Source organism: Mesorhizobium silamurunense, assembly GCF_014843825.1.
Classification (GTDB): Bacteria; Pseudomonadota; Alphaproteobacteria; order Rhizobiales; family Rhizobiaceae; genus Mesorhizobium; species Mesorhizobium silamurunense.
Map to the genome: position 1 here is coordinate 1 of NZ_JHQR01000232.1, position 14,576 is coordinate 14,576.

The 14,576-nt window shown below is 63.9% G+C and carries 12 protein-coding genes and 1 pseudogene; 5 read left to right on the top strand and 8 right to left on the bottom strand.

What is annotated here, in order from left to right; genetic code table 11:
- Positions 1-181: 181 nt before the first annotated feature.
- Complete coding sequence (locus tag DH10_RS25075) at positions 182-1,360, bottom strand: amidohydrolase (RefSeq protein ID WP_192256428.1); 1,179 nt, start codon at positions 1,358-1,360, stop codon at positions 182-184.
- A gap of 175 nt (positions 1,361-1,535) precedes the next feature.
- Between DH10_RS25075 and DH10_RS38305 the strand changes: the two are divergent.
- Positions 1,536-1,841 (top strand): annotated as a pseudogene (locus DH10_RS38305) (AraC family ligand binding domain-containing protein); the annotation flags it as partial.
- Positions 1,842-2,115: 274 nt separating this feature from the next.
- Positions 2,116-2,295 carry a helix-turn-helix transcriptional regulator gene (locus DH10_RS25085; RefSeq protein ID WP_192385480.1) on the top strand — a complete coding sequence of 60 codons (180 nt, stop codon included), beginning with the start codon at positions 2,116-2,118 and terminating at the stop codon, positions 2,293-2,295.
- 29 nt (positions 2,296-2,324) lie between these two features.
- Here the strand turns inward: DH10_RS25085 and DH10_RS25090 are convergent, their stop codons facing one another.
- Complete coding sequence (locus DH10_RS25090; protein WP_210325334.1) at positions 2,325-2,750, bottom strand: DUF995 domain-containing protein; 426 nt, start codon at positions 2,748-2,750, stop codon at positions 2,325-2,327.
- A 210-nt stretch (positions 2,751-2,960) separates the two neighbouring features.
- On the bottom strand, positions 2,961-3,878 hold the full coding sequence (locus DH10_RS25095) for a glycoside hydrolase family 26 protein (protein WP_192256422.1): 918 nt from the start codon (positions 3,876-3,878) through the stop codon (positions 2,961-2,963).
- A 563-nt stretch (positions 3,879-4,441) separates the two neighbouring features.
- Between DH10_RS25095 and DH10_RS25100 the strand changes: the two genes are divergently transcribed.
- Positions 4,442-6,322 carry a glycosyltransferase family 2 protein gene (locus tag DH10_RS25100; RefSeq protein ID WP_192385481.1) on the top strand — a complete coding sequence of 627 codons (1,881 nt, stop codon included), beginning with the start codon at positions 4,442-4,444 and terminating at the stop codon, positions 6,320-6,322.
- A 364-nt stretch (positions 6,323-6,686) separates the two neighbouring features.
- On the top strand, positions 6,687-7,097 hold the full coding sequence (locus DH10_RS25105; protein WP_192256418.1) for a hypothetical protein: 411 nt from the start codon (positions 6,687-6,689) through the stop codon (positions 7,095-7,097).
- Positions 7,098-7,274: 177 nt separating this feature from the next.
- Here DH10_RS25105 and DH10_RS25110 read toward each other — a convergent pair whose 3' ends face one another.
- The 3 genes from DH10_RS25110 to DH10_RS25120 all read right to left on the bottom strand — a co-directional run bounded on the left by DH10_RS25110 (position 7,275) and on the right by DH10_RS25120 (position 10,934).
- Positions 7,275-8,351 carry a glycosyltransferase family 2 protein gene (locus DH10_RS25110; protein WP_192256416.1) on the bottom strand — a complete coding sequence of 359 codons (1,077 nt, stop codon included), beginning with the start codon at positions 8,349-8,351 and terminating at the stop codon, positions 7,275-7,277.
- 5 nt (positions 8,352-8,356) lie between these two features.
- On the bottom strand, positions 8,357-9,274 hold the full coding sequence (locus tag DH10_RS25115; protein WP_192256414.1) for a lysylphosphatidylglycerol synthase domain-containing protein: 918 nt from the start codon (positions 9,272-9,274) through the stop codon (positions 8,357-8,359).
- Between the two features lie 106 nt (positions 9,275-9,380).
- Positions 9,381-10,934, bottom strand: a complete 1,554-nt coding sequence (locus DH10_RS25120) for an ArnT family glycosyltransferase (RefSeq protein WP_246506574.1) — start codon at positions 10,932-10,934, stop codon at positions 9,381-9,383.
- Positions 10,935-11,389: 455 nt separating this feature from the next.
- Here DH10_RS25120 and DH10_RS25125 point away from each other — a divergent pair, with 455 nt between their 5' ends.
- Positions 11,390-11,881: a DUF995 domain-containing protein gene (locus tag DH10_RS25125; protein ID WP_246506572.1), complete on the top strand. Its 492-nt coding sequence runs from the start codon at positions 11,390-11,392 to the stop codon at positions 11,879-11,881.
- A 91-nt stretch (positions 11,882-11,972) separates the two neighbouring features.
- Here the strand turns inward: DH10_RS25125 and galE are convergent, their stop codons facing one another.
- Positions 11,973-13,109 carry a UDP-glucose 4-epimerase GalE gene (gene galE, locus DH10_RS25130; protein WP_192256402.1) on the bottom strand — a complete coding sequence of 379 codons (1,137 nt, stop codon included), beginning with the start codon at positions 13,107-13,109 and terminating at the stop codon, positions 11,973-11,975.
- Positions 13,106-14,170, bottom strand: coding sequence for a UDP-glucuronic acid decarboxylase family protein (locus DH10_RS25135; protein WP_192385482.1), 1,065 nt, complete (start codon positions 14,168-14,170; stop codon positions 13,106-13,108). Before DH10_RS25135 ends, galE begins: the two co-directional genes overlap by 4 nt.
- Positions 14,171-14,576 lie beyond the last annotated feature (406 nt).

Below are 14,576 nucleotides of genomic sequence, written 5' to 3' on the forward strand. Positions count from 1 at the left end.
CGCCGGCGTGTCGGCCAGGATCACCCGGCGGCCAGCGCCGTCGAGCAGGCGCGCCAGATGCAACGCCACCGGCGCCCGCGCTCCGGTGATCAGCACGGTCTTGTCAGCCCCCGGCATCAGGTCTCGCGATCGTTTCCGTCGCGAAGACCGTTGCGCGAAATCGGCGGACTTGGCAATTGCGCTACCTCCCGCCAACCGGCAGCGCGCGCTGGACGACATTGAGGAAGAAGCGGATGCCGATTGGGACGATGGCGTCGTTGAAGACGAAGCGGTCGCCATGCAGTCCCGCGCCCGGGCCGACATCGCCGGCGCCGATCCATACATAGGCGCCGTCGCCGACGCCTTGCAGCAGGAAGGCGAAATCCTCGCAGCCCATGCTGGGCTGGAACTCCGTCGCGACGCGTTTCGCACCGACCGTGTCCGCGCCCGCCAAGGCCGCGAGCGCCGCGCCGTTTGGCGGGTTCACCACCGGTGGATAGCCGAGCTTGTAGGTGAGTTCGGCGCTGGCGCCGTGCATCGCGGCGGTGGCTTGCGCTACGCGCTCGATTTCGTCCGCGCAGTGGTCGGAAAGCGCGCGGTCGTAGAAGCGGCAGGTGCCTTCGACCTTGACCTCGCCCGGCACGAAATTGTTGAAGCGGCCGCCATGGATCTGCGTCACCGACAACACCGCCGGCGACAGCGGATCGATGCTGCGGGAGACCAGCCGCTGGATCGCGGTGACGAAGCTTGCCGCCGCAAGCAGCGGATCGTCGCCCAGATGCGGCATCGCCGCGTGGCAGCCGCTGCCGCGAAAGACGATCTCGAAATCGTCGACGGCCGCCATCTGCGGCCCGGTGCGCACGCCGATATGGCCTTCCGGAAAACCTGGCCAGTTATGGACGGCGAAGACCTGCTCGACCGGGAAGCGCTTCAGCAGCCCGTCCTCGATCATCTTCTTGCCGCCGCCAAGCACCTCCTCGGCCGGCTGGAAGACGAACACCACCGTGCCGTCGAAGCTCTCGCTTTCGGCCAGCAGCTTAGCCGCCCCGAGCAGCATCGCGGTGTGGCCGTCGTGGCCGCAGGCATGCATGACACCGTCCTTGCGTGAGGCATAGGCCAGGCCCGTTGCTTCCTTGATCGGCAGCGCGTCCAGTTCGGCACGCAGCGCGATCGCCTTGCCGCCCGCGCCTCTGGTCAGCGTCGCGACAAGCGCGGTGGCACTGACATCGGTGTGGACGGTCAGGCCGAATTCTTTGAGCTTCGCCGCGACGAACGCTGCTGTCTCATGCTCTGCGAAGCCGAGTTCCGGATTGGCGTGGATCGCTTGCCGCCAGCCGATCACCTCGGGCACGATGGCCGCTATCCTGTCGTTCTTCCGCATTGTCCGTCTCCGTGTTCGAATGTGCCGATCTAGCCTGCGTCGTCGGCTGGCGTCTTGAACGGGATTGACGGGCAGGGCGGTTTCGCGAAAGGCTGCCTTCATGAGCGACGCCAGCGAGCAAACGGAACGCGAAGCGGCAAGGCTGACGCAGCATGAAGGCCTGGGCGGTCTCGAAATGCTCGCCGCCCGCTATCGCGACCATGCCTATGCGCTGCACACCCATCCAACCTGGGTGTTCGGCGTCGTGGTGGCCGGCGTCGAGAAGCTGCGCATCGGCCGCCGCCAGCATCTGGCGCCGGCGGGCTCGATCATCATCGTCAATCCGGAAGAGCCGCATGACGGTGAGAAAGGCGTTGCCGCCGGCTGGGCCTACCGCACCTGCTATCCCGATGCCGTGCTGATGGCCGAGATCGCCGAGGATCTGGAACTGCCGGGATTGCCGATGTTCGGCGAAGGCATTGTGCTCGCGGCCGATCTGGCGCGGGCCTTCGTGCGGGCGCATCGCCTGGCAGGACAGGCGCTGGAACAGGAAGCGGCGATGCTGGCGGTGCTGCGCGAACTGGTGAGCCGCTTCGGCGACGGCAAGCGCCGCGACCGCGCGTCGGGCGGCGGGAAAACGGCGCGGCGCTTCCGCCTCTATGGCGAACTGATCGCCGAGGACCTTGCGGCCTGCTTCGACCTCGCTCGATTGGCTGCTGCGGCGGGGGGCACCCCCCTCCCCGCAGGTCATCCGCGACTTCCACCGCGCCGCCGGCATGACGCCCGGACAATATCTGCGCGACCGCCGCATCCGCGCCGCCTCGACGCTGATCAAGACCGACATGCCGCTGGCCGAGATCGCCGCCGCGACCGGCTTCGCCGACCAGAGCCATCTCACCAGGGTGTTCAAGACGATCAAGGGCTTGTCGCCGGGCGCATGGCGCGCCGCGACGTAAGCCCAGCGTTTCGGTGTTGCTGCGGTGGACTACAGCTTCGCCTTGATGCGTTTCATCTTGCCGCTTGCATAATCGCCGTAGCGCAGCTTCGACTTGCCGTGCCGATCCTTGAATGTATACCACTCGCCGTCAGGCAACTTGCGTTGATAAACGACCTTGCCCGCCTGGCGGTGCTCGAAGCAGGCCATGGACTTCTTCGATCCCCATGTGCCGTACCACGTCGCGCGATAGCAGAGCTTGCCGCCGCCCGGAATGAACCATATGCCGTCGCCATAGCCCGGCTTGCCCTTGTCGGAGGTCCAGGCGTCGAGCTGCCGCTGCTTCACCGCAAAAAAGGCGGCGCCGTTCTTGCCCCATAGCCACGAGTGGTTTTGATATAGCTGGTAGACGCCCCCGTCGGAGACGACGGCGGCCTTTGACGCCTGGGCGTCGACCTTGTCCGCGGCCTTGGCCATCGCAGGGGCCTGCGAGCCGACAGCAAAAACGGAGCAGGCAAGCACCGCTCCGACAAATTTATACAACACCCGTTTCACGCCTTTACTCCGCCAACTGATTTACGCCACGCCTAGACCCGCCTCCAAAGCCGGGCTTTGGAGTTTGTCACTCTTGAACTTGAAGCTGGAGCCCGTCCCGGAGGTGCCGGAACGGGCACGGTCTCTGCGGCCTTACGGCAGGACGTGCTGGGTCACCCGCCAGTCGGGCAGCCCATAGCCGTTCAGCCACGGCCACGTCTCCTTCTGGTTGAAGTAGACCACCGAGGTCAGGGCCGGGAACTCCGCATAGGACTTGCGGGTTTCTTCCGCCCACTTCGTCACATAGTCCTGCTTTCCGACATAGCCGAGCTCGGCCACGATCACCGGCTTGTTGAATTTCGCGACACGGTCGTAGCCGGGCTTCAGGGCCTCGGCAAAGGTCCGGTCGCGACCGGCTTCATCGTTGTCCTTCTTCTGCAGGCCGAACACCGACAGGCCGATGACGTCCACATAGTCATCGCCGGGATAGTATTTCTCCAGGCCTTCCATCCCCTTGGGCGACCACATGTATTTGGCCGCGGGCGCGGCCTTGCGGCAGACATCGACCTCGCGCTTGTAGGCGGCGATCCAGTCCTTCGGCGCCCAGTTGGCCCAGGTGAAGCGGCCGTTGGTGTCTTCCATTTCCTGCGCCCAGCGGATCGTCACCGGGCTCTTCATCTGTCCGACCAGGTTGCAGATGGCCTGCATGTTGGCGTCATATTTGCCGCCCAGGATGCCGTTGCGCAGTTCCGGCGGCGTGATGCGCCAGTCCTTCGACCAGGTCCATGGTTCGATGGTGATCAGCAGCGAGCGCCCGCGCTGCAGAGCATAGGCGTCGGCCAGCGGCAGCGTCGAGAGATCGACGTCTTCCCAAGGCAGGAAGAGCTCTTCGATGGTGGCCGATTTGTCGTTGCTGAAGTCGCCATAGGGATCATAGGAGCCGAATGCCGACGCGGCCGAACTCGTCTGCACCGGGTCCGTTCCCACGGGCGATCCTGCCGAAGCCGGCAAGGCCAGGCTGCCGCCGACGATGAGCACTGAAAAAAGTGCGGTTGCTGCGGAGTATTTCATACCCGACCTCCCATAGCTTCAACATAGGACGTTGAAGCTCGCCACAGTGTGCCGACAGGAATCGGCACGCTAAACCCAGACAATCGGTCAGCCGACGTGATCTGCGGTTTTTCTGAGCGACTGGGACCGGCACACTTTTGGCGTGAGGCTGCCCATCAGATCATCCCTCGGGGCGCCTATACCTTGGAGCCCGGGAGACTGTCGCCGCGATACTCACAAATTCGCGTCAACATTACGATATTAACCCTTCCTGATATAAGAGCCTATGCTGGGCCAGAGTCAAGTGCAATTAACCGTTACTTAACCATATCGGCACGACATGGTTAACGCCATGGTTGTGATAGAGCCGTCGTTGGTCAGACACCGCGCTCGTCGGAGACCTTGGACCGGCGCACCAAGCCCGCAAGGGGCCGCCGGGGGTGAGACTGAGGTTAACCAGTTCTCAAGAAGCTTGGTTAACGCAAGCTTAATTCTGTTGACTCTCCATTAGGAGATGCTGATTCTGCCGTGGGATCTGAACGCTTTCGGCCGCAAGGGCGGGAGCGGAAGCGGCGGCGGGTAGTATGAGCGTTTCGGTGGGTGCCGGCATTGTCGGCGGCAGCAAGGGGCGTGCGGGTCAGTCGGGCGGGGCCAACGCCGGCTTTGGCCGGAAAGGCGCTTATCTGCTGCCTGTTCTATCGTCCAGGCAGCAATCGATCCTTCGGCTCGGCCTCGCATTCTGGATTGTCACGCTTTTCTTCTTCTGGTCCTGGTGGCTGCGGCCGCAACACATCGAGCACATCGGACCCTATGCCTTTGCCACCCTCGTGCTAGCCTGGCTGACGCTGATGCCGATGTATTTCCTGCTCAACGTTCATGCCTCGCGGAAATCCTCGAAGCTGCACACCATCCCCAAGCGCTCGCGCGTCGCCATGGTGGTCACCAAGGCGCCGTCCGAGCCGTTCGCCGTCGTTCAGCGCACGCTGGAGGCGATGCTGGCGCAGGATTATCCGCACGACACCTGGCTGGCCGACGAGGATCCGGCCGAGGAGACAATTCGCTGGTGCGATGCGCATGGCGTGCTGGTTTCGACGCGGCGCGGTCGCGAGGACTACCATCGCAAGACCTGGCCGCGCAGGACCCGCTGCAAGGAAGGCAATCTCGCTTTCTTCTACGATCACTACGGTTACGAACGCTACGATTTCGTCGCGCAAATGGATGCCGATCACGTGCCGTCGCCGAGCTATCTGCGGGAAATCCTCTATCCTTTCGCCGATCCTTCCGTCGGCTATGTTTCAGCACCCAGCATCTGCGACAACAACGCCGACGAAAGCTGGGCGGCGCGCGGCCGCCTGTTCCCGGAAGGCATGTTCCACGGCCCCCTGCAATCCGGCCATACCGGACGCGGCGCGCCGCTCTGCATCGGTTCGCACTACGCCGTCAGGACGAAAGCGCTGCGCGAGTCCGGCGGACTTGGCCCGGAACTCGCCGAGGATCATTCCACATCCATGCTGATCAATGCCGCGGGCTGGCGCGGCGTGCACGCCATCGACGCCATAGCCCATGGTGACGGCCCTCAGACTTTCGCGGATCTCGTCACGCAGGAATTCCAGTGGTCGCGAAGCCTGGTGACGATCCTGCTCGAATACACGCCGCAATACTTTCACAAGCTGCCGCCGCGGCTGAAGTTCCAGTTTCTGTTTTGCCAGCTCTGGTACCCGCTATTCGCGCTGTTTGCGCTGATGATGTACGTCATGCCGATCTATGCGCTGTCCACGGGACGCAACTTCGCCAACGTCATGTACGCCGACTTCATCTTCTATTACCTGCCCAATTCGGTGGCACTGGTCGGGCTGGTGATGATGCTCAAGGCTTTCGGCCTGTCTCGGCCCCTGACCGCCAAGACGCTGAGCTGGGAGGGTACGCTGTTCCTCTTTTTCGCCCGTTGGCCTTGGGTGTTGTGGGGGACGCTGTCGGCGATCCGCGACTATGTGACGAAATCCTTTGTCGATTTCCGCGTCACCCCTAAAGGCAGCGGTCCGAAGCACCTTTTGCCCGCGCGGGTATTTGTGCCCTACGTCGTCCTGGCGATCGGGGCGGCCCTGCCGGTGCTGCTCGTCAAGCACCCCTTCGACGCCACCGGTTTCTATTGGTTCGCCGCCTTCAATGCCTTCCTCTACGGCCTGCTCGTCGTGGTCATCATCGCCAAGCACATTTCGGAGAACAGGATATCGCTGCGCACCAATGCCACGAAATTCGCATTGCACGCTTCGCTCGCGCTGCTCGCGCTCGGTGTGCCGGTCGCGGGCTTCTACGATCGCGGACTGGAGGGCATCTATGGGCTGCAGCAGGGTGCCGGCGGCTTCCGCATCGTCAGGATCGCCTATGTGATTTCAGGCGCCGGCATGGGCGACATCGGTTCGCGCAAATTCTACTTCGACCCGGGCTGGGAAACCCCGCGCTAGAGCAATTCCAGGAAAAGTGTGTAACGGTTTTCCGTCCGGAATTGCGCAAAAAACAAAAAGATAGAGCGGTTCGCCGTTTCCGTGAAACAGTGAACCGCTCTAGGCCTTCCACGTGCACGCCTGAACTGAAGTCCTGGCCAGCGACCGGCTGCCGGCGGTCGCCAGAAAGATTCAAATTTTAATAATAATCGATCGAGCGCGGAAAGACGGCGCTCATCGTGTCGTTTGCATGAATTTTAATAAGTCTCCTCTAATATTGCTCGCATGAAGTAAGTGGCGATAGGCCGCTTGCAGGGCGCGGAAAGAAGCAGAGAAAAAGTATATTCCAGCGCTCCAGAGAATTATTTCACGGCAGGGGACGACAATGAAGAAATTCATGGATGGCGCAGCGGTGCTCGCCAAGAAACATGCCCGCGTCTTTGTCGCTATTGCGCTGGTCTCGATGGTGTCCGGTTGCCAGAGCATGGATGCGGGCAAGACCGGCTCGATCGCCGGCAACAAGCCAATGGCGAACGCGCTCGGCAAGAAGGTCCATTACGTCAAGACGAAGCGGCTCTACCGGGCCCATCATCGCAAGCCGTTGACGCAGACGACCAGCGTGACGCGCGTCAGGGAAGAGGCCTATGCAGCCTTCGTGCGGCCGCAGCGCATCCGCACGCCGGCGTCGGTCAAGGTGTCCTACAGCCTTGGCAGCGTTGGGCCGCTGCTCGGCCACTCGCCCTGGATTTGCGGGCCGAGCGGCTTTGGCCAGCGCTCTGCCTGCCGCGCGCGCTGAACCGACACAGGCGTTCCCTTTAGCTTGGCCGCCAGCGCCCGGCTCGCCTATGTCGAACTGATGGAACGAAAATCCGTTCGGCCGGCGAGCCGGCCGCCTTCATGGCTGCCAATGAAGCCGGCGGCTCCGGTCACGAGGGTGGTCATGCGCGGGCCTCGAATGAGGACAGCGGCGGGATCATTTCCGTCGCGGGGCTTTCTTGGCTTCCGCCGGCGGGCTCGGCCAGCGCCAGCCATCGCCTTCGCCATGCGCGGGCTGCGGGCGCGCCACATAGGCGAGTGAGACATTCGCCTCGAGATAGACGCGCGACAGCATCTCGGCGAGCACGCCCGACGTCACCATCTGCAGGCCGGCGATGACCAGGAAGAAGCCGGTGAACAGCATCGGGCGCGTTCCGATGTCCTGTCCGAAGAACACCTTCAGGCCGAACAGATAGGCCAGCACCAGCGAGCCCAGCACGCCGAGCACGATGCCGATGCCGCCGAAGAAATGGCCGGGCCTGGTGCGGTAGCGCATGAAGAAGAACATGAAGACGAGGTCGAGCACCACGCGGAAGGTGCGCGAGATGCCGTATTTCGACTGGCCGTGGATGCGGGCGTGATGCGTCACCACCTCCTGGGCGATGCGGCGCGGCGTCGTCACCGTCGCCAGCCAGGCAGGGATGAAGCGGTGCATTTCGCCATAGAGGCGCACGCTGCGGATGACGCTGCCGCGGAAGACCTTCAGGCTGCAGCCATAGTCCTTCAGCCGCACGCCGGTGACGCGCGCGATCAGCGAGTTGGCGATGCGGGACGGCAGCCGGCGCATCCAGAAACCTTCCTGGCGGTTCTTGCGCCAGCCGGCGACGAGGTCGAGGTCCTCGGTCAGCAGGCGATAGACCATGCGCGGAATGTCGAACGGATCGTTCTGCAGGTCGCCGTCGAGCGTCGCGATGACGTCGCCGCGGGCGGCGTCGAGGCCTGCCTGCATGGCCGCGGTCTGCTTGAAGTTGCGCACCAGCTCCACGCCATGCACATGCGGTCCGTACTCAGCCGCGAGCCTGCGGATTTCGTTCGGCGTGGCGTCGGTGCTGCCGTCGTCCACCAGCACGACTTCCCAGGGCTGGCTGTAATTCTCCATCGCCTGGTGGATGCGCACGATCAGCGGCTCGACATTGTCGGCTTCGTTGTACATCGGAATGACGATGGAAAGCTTGTGCTCGGGCATGACGGCGCCCTCGGGCAGTCCCGAGACAGGAATGGGAAGCACGTTCATGGCGGTCATTTCCTTGCGGGCCCCGTGGCCGGCCTGTCCGGCAGCGTCGATTTCGAGGGAAACAGCCAGGCGATCGCACCGGTGGCGACGGCCGAGCAGAGGATGAAGAGGTGCAGCGCAAGCGCTGCCTGCAAGCCGTCCTTCATGGCGATGCCGGAATAGAGCAGTGCCGCCGCGGCGCCCGCCTCGTAGGTGCCGAAACCGGCGACGCCCTGCACCGGAAGGATGGCGGCGGCCTCGGCTCCGACGGCGCCGGGAAAGGCGGTCTGGAAGGAGGTGCCGAGCAGCATGGCGAGCAGCCACCCCTGCACGGCAAGCTTGAGCGTCCAGTTGGCCACCGTCCACCACCAGCCGTAACGGGAACGCCCCGTGGCTTCGGTGAAGATGTCGCGCAGCTTGCCGAGCTTCGACACGATCCTGCCGCGCCCGGACCAGTCATGCGGCGCGCGCGCCCAGCGCGGCAGGTACCAGGCGGCGGCAATCAGCGCCGCGATGCCCGCTGCCCTGAGCGCCGGATGCAGGCCTGGCCAGACCAGGCAGGCAAGCACGCCGACCACGAAGGCATCCTGCAGCCTGAACCACAAAAGCGAAGCGCTGGCGCGCACGATGGAAATGCCGAACACCTGGCGCAACAGGATCGGGAAGGCGGTTTCGCCGCCGCGGAACGGCACCACGTTGATCATGGCGTTGTGGACCAGGATGACGCGCAGGCAGGCGCCGAAGCGGCCGTTCACCTCGTCGCGGAATTCGTCGCAGACGCGCAGCGCGCGCAGCACATACGTGACGAACAGCGCCAGCGTCACCGCGGCAAAGGCGCCGGGCGTGATGCTGGCGAAGGCGTCGCCCACCATCTTCCAGCGCGAGTCACCAGCAAGCCATGCCAGCAGCGCTAGGGTGACGATTATCGAGAATGCTCGCTTCAACCAAGTCTCCGATGGCGTCGCCCGCTACGTTCCGGCGGCCCGCCGGCCGCCGGCAAAAGGCCGCGCCGCGCCCGCCCGTGGCGTGCGGTCTCAAACCGCGGCTCCATCACGGGCGGGTGATCCTATAGACCAGCAGCTTGTCCGAATCCACAAGCTTGGTTCCGGTCCTGTCGAGGTAGTCGATCACCCCGTCATGGTGCTCGATGAATAGCCGGTCCTCCTTGTCGGCCGCTTCCTTGGCGGTGCCGAAATAATCCGCGCCCTGGGCGCGCAACTCTTCGAGCTGGGCGATCGCGACAGCGTCGTTCTCGACGAATTTCGACCATTCGACATCGCCGCCGCCGGGCGGGAACACCCAGCCGCGCGCGCGGCTGTAATAGACCGCCACGGGATCCCCGACCTCCGGCGCGATGGCGACGACAAGTTCGCCCGGCCGGACCAGGCGCGCCAGCTCCTCGCCAAGCAGCTTGCCGTTCATGGCGACCGGCGCCTTCATCGTCTTGAGCAGCGGGAAGGTTGAAAGCACGAGCGCCAGCGCCGCGATGCAGATCGAGCGCAGCACGACCGCCGGGGTGAGCGCGGCGCCGGTGCCGAGCGTGGCCAGCACCAGCGCGCCGCGGCCGCAGAACATCGCGAACGGCACATGGAAGATGTGATAGTTCCATGGATTGCTGGTGATCTCGCGCGCCGCCGCGAGGTAGACGATTGTCGCCGCGGCAAGCCAGACATAGGGCACGCCCGCAAGCACGCGCTCGCCAGATTGAGCAGGCCTCGGCGGCATCCAGAAACCGATGGCGATCAGCGCCATGAACGGATAGCCGTAGAACCACCAGACGGACGTGTTCCACACCGACTTGAAGTAGAAGTTGTTCCTGAAGAACGTCCAGAAGCCGGAATCCCAGATATAGCCGCTGCCGGCCACATGGTATGGCGGGTAGGAGCGCCCGAGATAGATCGCCCAGCTGAAATAGGCGGCGATGACGGCGAGGCTGATCAGTCCGCTGACAAGCACCCGGGCCGCCCGCTTGTATCGCCGTTCGAGGATCCAGCACACCATCAGGTAGAAGATGACGGCGCCGGCGGCCAGCCCGGGCGGCTTTGCGAGCGCCCCCAGCGTGAAGCTCGCCGTAGCCAGCGGCAGCAGCCATGCCTTGCCTCCGGCCCAATATCTGGCAAACAGCCACACGCCGAACGTGACCAGCGCCAGCATCGAGGGGTCGGGCAGGAACGAGCTGTCGATCATCGCCGGGCCGGGCATCAGCGCATAGGCAAGGGCGGCCGCGTGCGCGTGTGCCTCGTCCCAGCAGAGCGCGGTCAGCCTGTGCAACGAGAACACCGTCACCATGCCGAACGTCGCCGCGACCATCCGGCCGAACCAGTCGTGCCAGCCGAAGAGCTGGTAGAGCAGGGCGGTGAGATAGCTGACGATCTGGAATTCCCGCCCCTGGTAGCTCGGCCCGGGGCCGGTCCAGCTCACCTCGGGAAAGAAGATGTTCCAGCTGTTCCGCTGGAAGTTGTCGGCCATCATCGCGGTGCTCGTCTCGCGCCAGCTGAAAGCGTCGACGAGCGGCTGGGTGATGTTGTGGAAACGGGCGATTGCGGCCACCAGCAGGATGGCCAGCAAAATCAGCGTATGGACCTCGATACGCACGCCGGGCATGCCTCGCCGGCGAGGCAGCGCCACGCCTGCGACATCAGCCGTTTCCGTGTTGCCGGTCATCTTGAGCCGCTCCCTCCCGCCGCAGCTATTGTGGCACGTGATCGCCAGTAACTGTAAAAATATCACAAGATTGTAATACCCATGGTTAAATAACGGCTTGTCACGATCACTTGGGTCTGGACTCTGTTGACATAGCGCCTTGCTGGGCTGTTAATGGCTTCAAGGGCGCTCACCGTGCCGCCATCGGGCAGACGGCGCCCGGGCATCGTGACGGACCGCGGAAAGCCCGAAGAAACATCTTCCACATCATGGTTACTCGACCCGGTTGGCTTGGGGTTCGAGAGGGGGCTATTGACATGCGATCGCGCATCGGAACGACAGTGAAAACCATATCCCGATCGGAGCCGGGCAGGGGACAGCGCCGGTTCGCCAGCCGCGGCTGGCTCGTGTCCCTCATGGTAGTTTGCGGTCAGCTTGCTTTTTCCGGCACCGCCGGCGCGGCGAACAACGCGCCCACCGTCGAAGCCGCCGCCAAGCCCGAAATCGCGCCGACGGCCTTCGAATTGCAGCTTCTTTACGCCGACCGCACCTGGAACTGGAAGAACGGTGCGGCCTATTTCGGTCTCGACCGGCGGCTGCAGGCTTGGACGGCCGGTCAGGACAAGCCCGCCGTCGCCGAAGGCCGCTGGCTGTTGACCGACACCGGCAAGATGTGCATGGAGCTTGCCTGGAGATCCAAGACCTACACCACCAAGCCGCAGCGCACCTGCTACAGCCACCGTATAGAGAGCGGCAACATCGAGCAGCGCAAGGATCCGGACGGCGAGTGGTACGATTTCAAGCACGCCAAGGACGATCCCGCCGACGAGCATAAAAAATTCCAGGCCGGCAACACCAAGGGCGCGCAGTTCGACGAAACCCGCAAGCTGGTCGACAGCAAGGGGTAGGAGCCGACACCTGGAGCGGGTCGGCAATCCGATAGAAAGCCTAACCGCTTCGGCTTGCGCCCGAATAGAAGAGGCTCGCTGAGACAAGCCCTCAACCCAGCTCAGCGAGCCCACGCCCCGACACAGTACTTACGGGGACGACAGCCAGCCTTGCGGGCTGGCGTTTTTCAGCGGCGTTCGTGCCGCGCGGCGCGCGCTTTGCGCGCGAGACGGTGGCGGACGCGTTGAAAGCCTTCGGCTTCAGGGCCGGCTGCAGCCCGAAGAAGGGCGCGGCTGTCCTGACGATGGTGTCGATATCGGAAAGTTCCGCCACGAAGCCCAACTGCTCGCGTGCGAGGCTGGGATCGGCGAACAGTCCGGCCGGATCGCCCGGCCGGCGCGGTTTGTAGGCGACCGGGACCGGCCGGGCCGTGATGCGGCCGACGGCCTCGAGGATCTCCTTGATCGAGATGCCCCGGCCGGTGCCGAGATTGACCGACAGGCTGGCGCGGCCCGCCTCGAGATGCATCAATGCCATGAGATGCGCGCGGGCGAGGTCGCTGACATGGATGTAGTCGCGCACGCAGGTGCCGTCTGCCGTCGCGTAGTCGGTCCCGAACACCTCGATCGCCTCGATCAGGCCGGACGCCGCCATCAGCACCCTCGGAATGAGGTGGGTTTCGGGCGTATGCCATTCGCCAAGCTCGCCTTCGGGATCGGCGCCGCAGGCGTTGAAGTAGCGAAGGATCGCATATTTCATGCCATAGGCCGCGGCGCAGTCCTTGATGATCTCTTCGCCCATCAGCTTGCTGCGGCCATAGGGGCTGATCGGTTTCTGCGAGGAGGCTTCACTGACCGGCAGCGCCTCGGGCACCCCGTAGGTCGCGCAGCTCGAGGAAAAGATCACCTTGTCGATGCCGTTTGCCCGCGCGGCGTCCAGCACCGCGATGGTGCCGCCGACATTGGTCGAGTAATAGTCCGCCGGTTCGCTGACCGACTCGCCGACATAGGCGAGGGCGGCGAAGTGGACGATCGCCCGCGGCTGGTGGCCGTCGATCGCCCGCTGCAGCGCCTCGCGGTCGCGGATGTCGCCGACGACCAGCGGACCCCAGGCGACGGCGTTCTCGTTGCCGCGGCTCAAATTGTCGTAGACCACCGGCAGGTAGCCCGCCGCCGAGAGCAGCTTGCAGGTGTGGCTGCCGATGAAGCCGGCACCACCCGTCACCAGAACGGGGCGGCGGGTCGTCATGCCGTTGCCTCCCTGGCGGAAGATGCCTGGACGGCGCGCGGGGCGACAAACCGGCGGCCGCCCAGAAGGGCGTCGAAATAAGACGTGGGGTGGGCGAGCCCCTCGCTCAGCGCAACCTTCGGCTCCCAGCCGAGATGCTGCCTGGCAAAGGAGATATCGGGCTTACGCTGCCGGGGGTCGTCCACCGGCAGCGGCCGGTGCACGATACGCGAGCGTGAATTCGTATAGTCGATGACCGACTCGGCCAATTCCATGATGGTGAACTCGACGGGGTTGCCGAGATTGACCGGGTGCTGGGGGGGCACTGCGGCGTTCATCAGGCGCACGAAGCCTTCGATCAGGTCGTCGACGAAGCAGAAGGAGCGCGTCTGCGAGCCGCTGCCATAGACGGTGATGTCGTCGCCGCGCAGCGCCTGGACGATGAAGTTCGACACCACGCGGCCGTCGTCGGGCTGCATGCGCGGGCCATAGGTGTTGAAGATGCGCGCGACGCGAACATCGATGCCGTATGTGCGCGAGTAATCGAAGAACAGCGTCTCGGCCGACCGCTTGCCCTCATCGTAGCAGGAGCGCGGGCCGTGCGTGTTGACGTTGCCGAAGTAACCTTCCGGCTGCGGATGCACCAGCGGGTCGCCATAGACTTCCGAAGTCGAGGCCTGGAAGATCTTGGCGTTGTGGCGTCTGGCGAGCTCCAGAAGGTTGATCGAGCCGAGCACGCTGGTCTTGAACGTGTGGATCGGATCAGCCTGATAATGCGGCGGAGAAGCAGGGCAGGCGAGATTGTAGATCTCGTCGACGGCAAGATCCGTGGGCAGCGCATCGATGATGTCGTGCCTGATGCAGGTGAAGGACCCGTCTCGCGCAATTCCGGCTAGGTTGTACCCCTTGCCGGTGTGGAAATTGTCGAGCGCGATGACCTCATGTCCGTCGGAGAGAAGCCTTTCGCAAAGATGCGACCCTAGAAATCCGGCTCCTCCGGCAACCAGGGCGCGGCCTCGATCATAATTGCCCCCCCTGCGACGTCCCCCCGTGTCGAGCTTCAGAACCTTGACCCTACTCATGGCTTCCTCATACGCGCCGCGAACACCATCCCATCGCGGCAAGGCAAATCGCCTCACCACGTCAGGAAAACACGACGACGATTTCCGCTCGCACGGAATCGCCACCACCGATGTGTTTTTTTCTGAGTTCGCGGAGCTCTTGCTATACGGCTTGTTTTCGCCGCTCAGCGTCCCTTCGCCCCTAAGTCGCGATCCACGAATATGGCTGCCACCACCGCGGACTGCTCGCCCAAATTGCACACCCAACGCATATAAAAATATACCTGTGGGCAGCGTAGTCAACTAAATTAGCGTTTTGTTAACCCCACTTGTTTGTGAGTGGTTAACCAGGAACGCGGCGAATGCGGGGTTTCGACGGTCCAAAGTAACGCTGCGGTGTCGGCCGCGCGTACGCTATGGGTAGGCA

What these genes read in the sequence shown, in the direction of transcription:
- DH10_RS25075 (WP_192256428.1), bottom strand. Translation starts at nt 1,360, where the DNA reads ATGCGGAAGAACGACAGGATAGCGGCCATCGTGCCCGAGGTGATCGGC.
- DH10_RS25085 (WP_192385480.1), top strand. Translation starts at nt 2,116, where the DNA reads ATGACGCCCGGACAATATCTGCGCGACCGCCGCATCCGCGCCGCCTCG.
- DH10_RS25090 (WP_210325334.1), bottom strand. Translation starts at nt 2,750, where the DNA reads ATGGCCAAGGCCGCGGACAAGGTCGACGCCCAGGCGTCAAAGGCCGCC.
- DH10_RS25095 (WP_192256422.1), bottom strand. Translation starts at nt 3,878, where the DNA reads ATGAAATACTCCGCAGCAACCGCACTTTTTTCAGTGCTCATCGTCGGC.
- DH10_RS25100 (WP_192385481.1), top strand. Translation starts at nt 4,442, where the DNA reads ATGAGCGTTTCGGTGGGTGCCGGCATTGTCGGCGGCAGCAAGGGGCGT.
- DH10_RS25105 (WP_192256418.1), top strand. Translation starts at nt 6,687, where the DNA reads ATGAAGAAATTCATGGATGGCGCAGCGGTGCTCGCCAAGAAACATGCC.
- DH10_RS25110 (WP_192256416.1), bottom strand. Translation starts at nt 8,351, where the DNA reads ATGAACGTGCTTCCCATTCCTGTCTCGGGACTGCCCGAGGGCGCCGTC.
- DH10_RS25120 (WP_246506574.1), bottom strand. Translation starts at nt 10,934, where the DNA reads ATGCCCGGCGTGCGTATCGAGGTCCATACGCTGATTTTGCTGGCCATC.
- DH10_RS25125 (WP_246506572.1), top strand. Translation starts at nt 11,390, where the DNA reads ATGGTAGTTTGCGGTCAGCTTGCTTTTTCCGGCACCGCCGGCGCGGCG.
- galE (WP_192256402.1), bottom strand. Translation starts at nt 13,109, where the DNA reads ATGACGACCCGCCGCCCCGTTCTGGTGACGGGTGGTGCCGGCTTCATC.
- DH10_RS25135 (WP_192385482.1), bottom strand. Translation starts at nt 14,170, where the DNA reads ATGAGTAGGGTCAAGGTTCTGAAGCTCGACACGGGGGGACGTCGCAGG.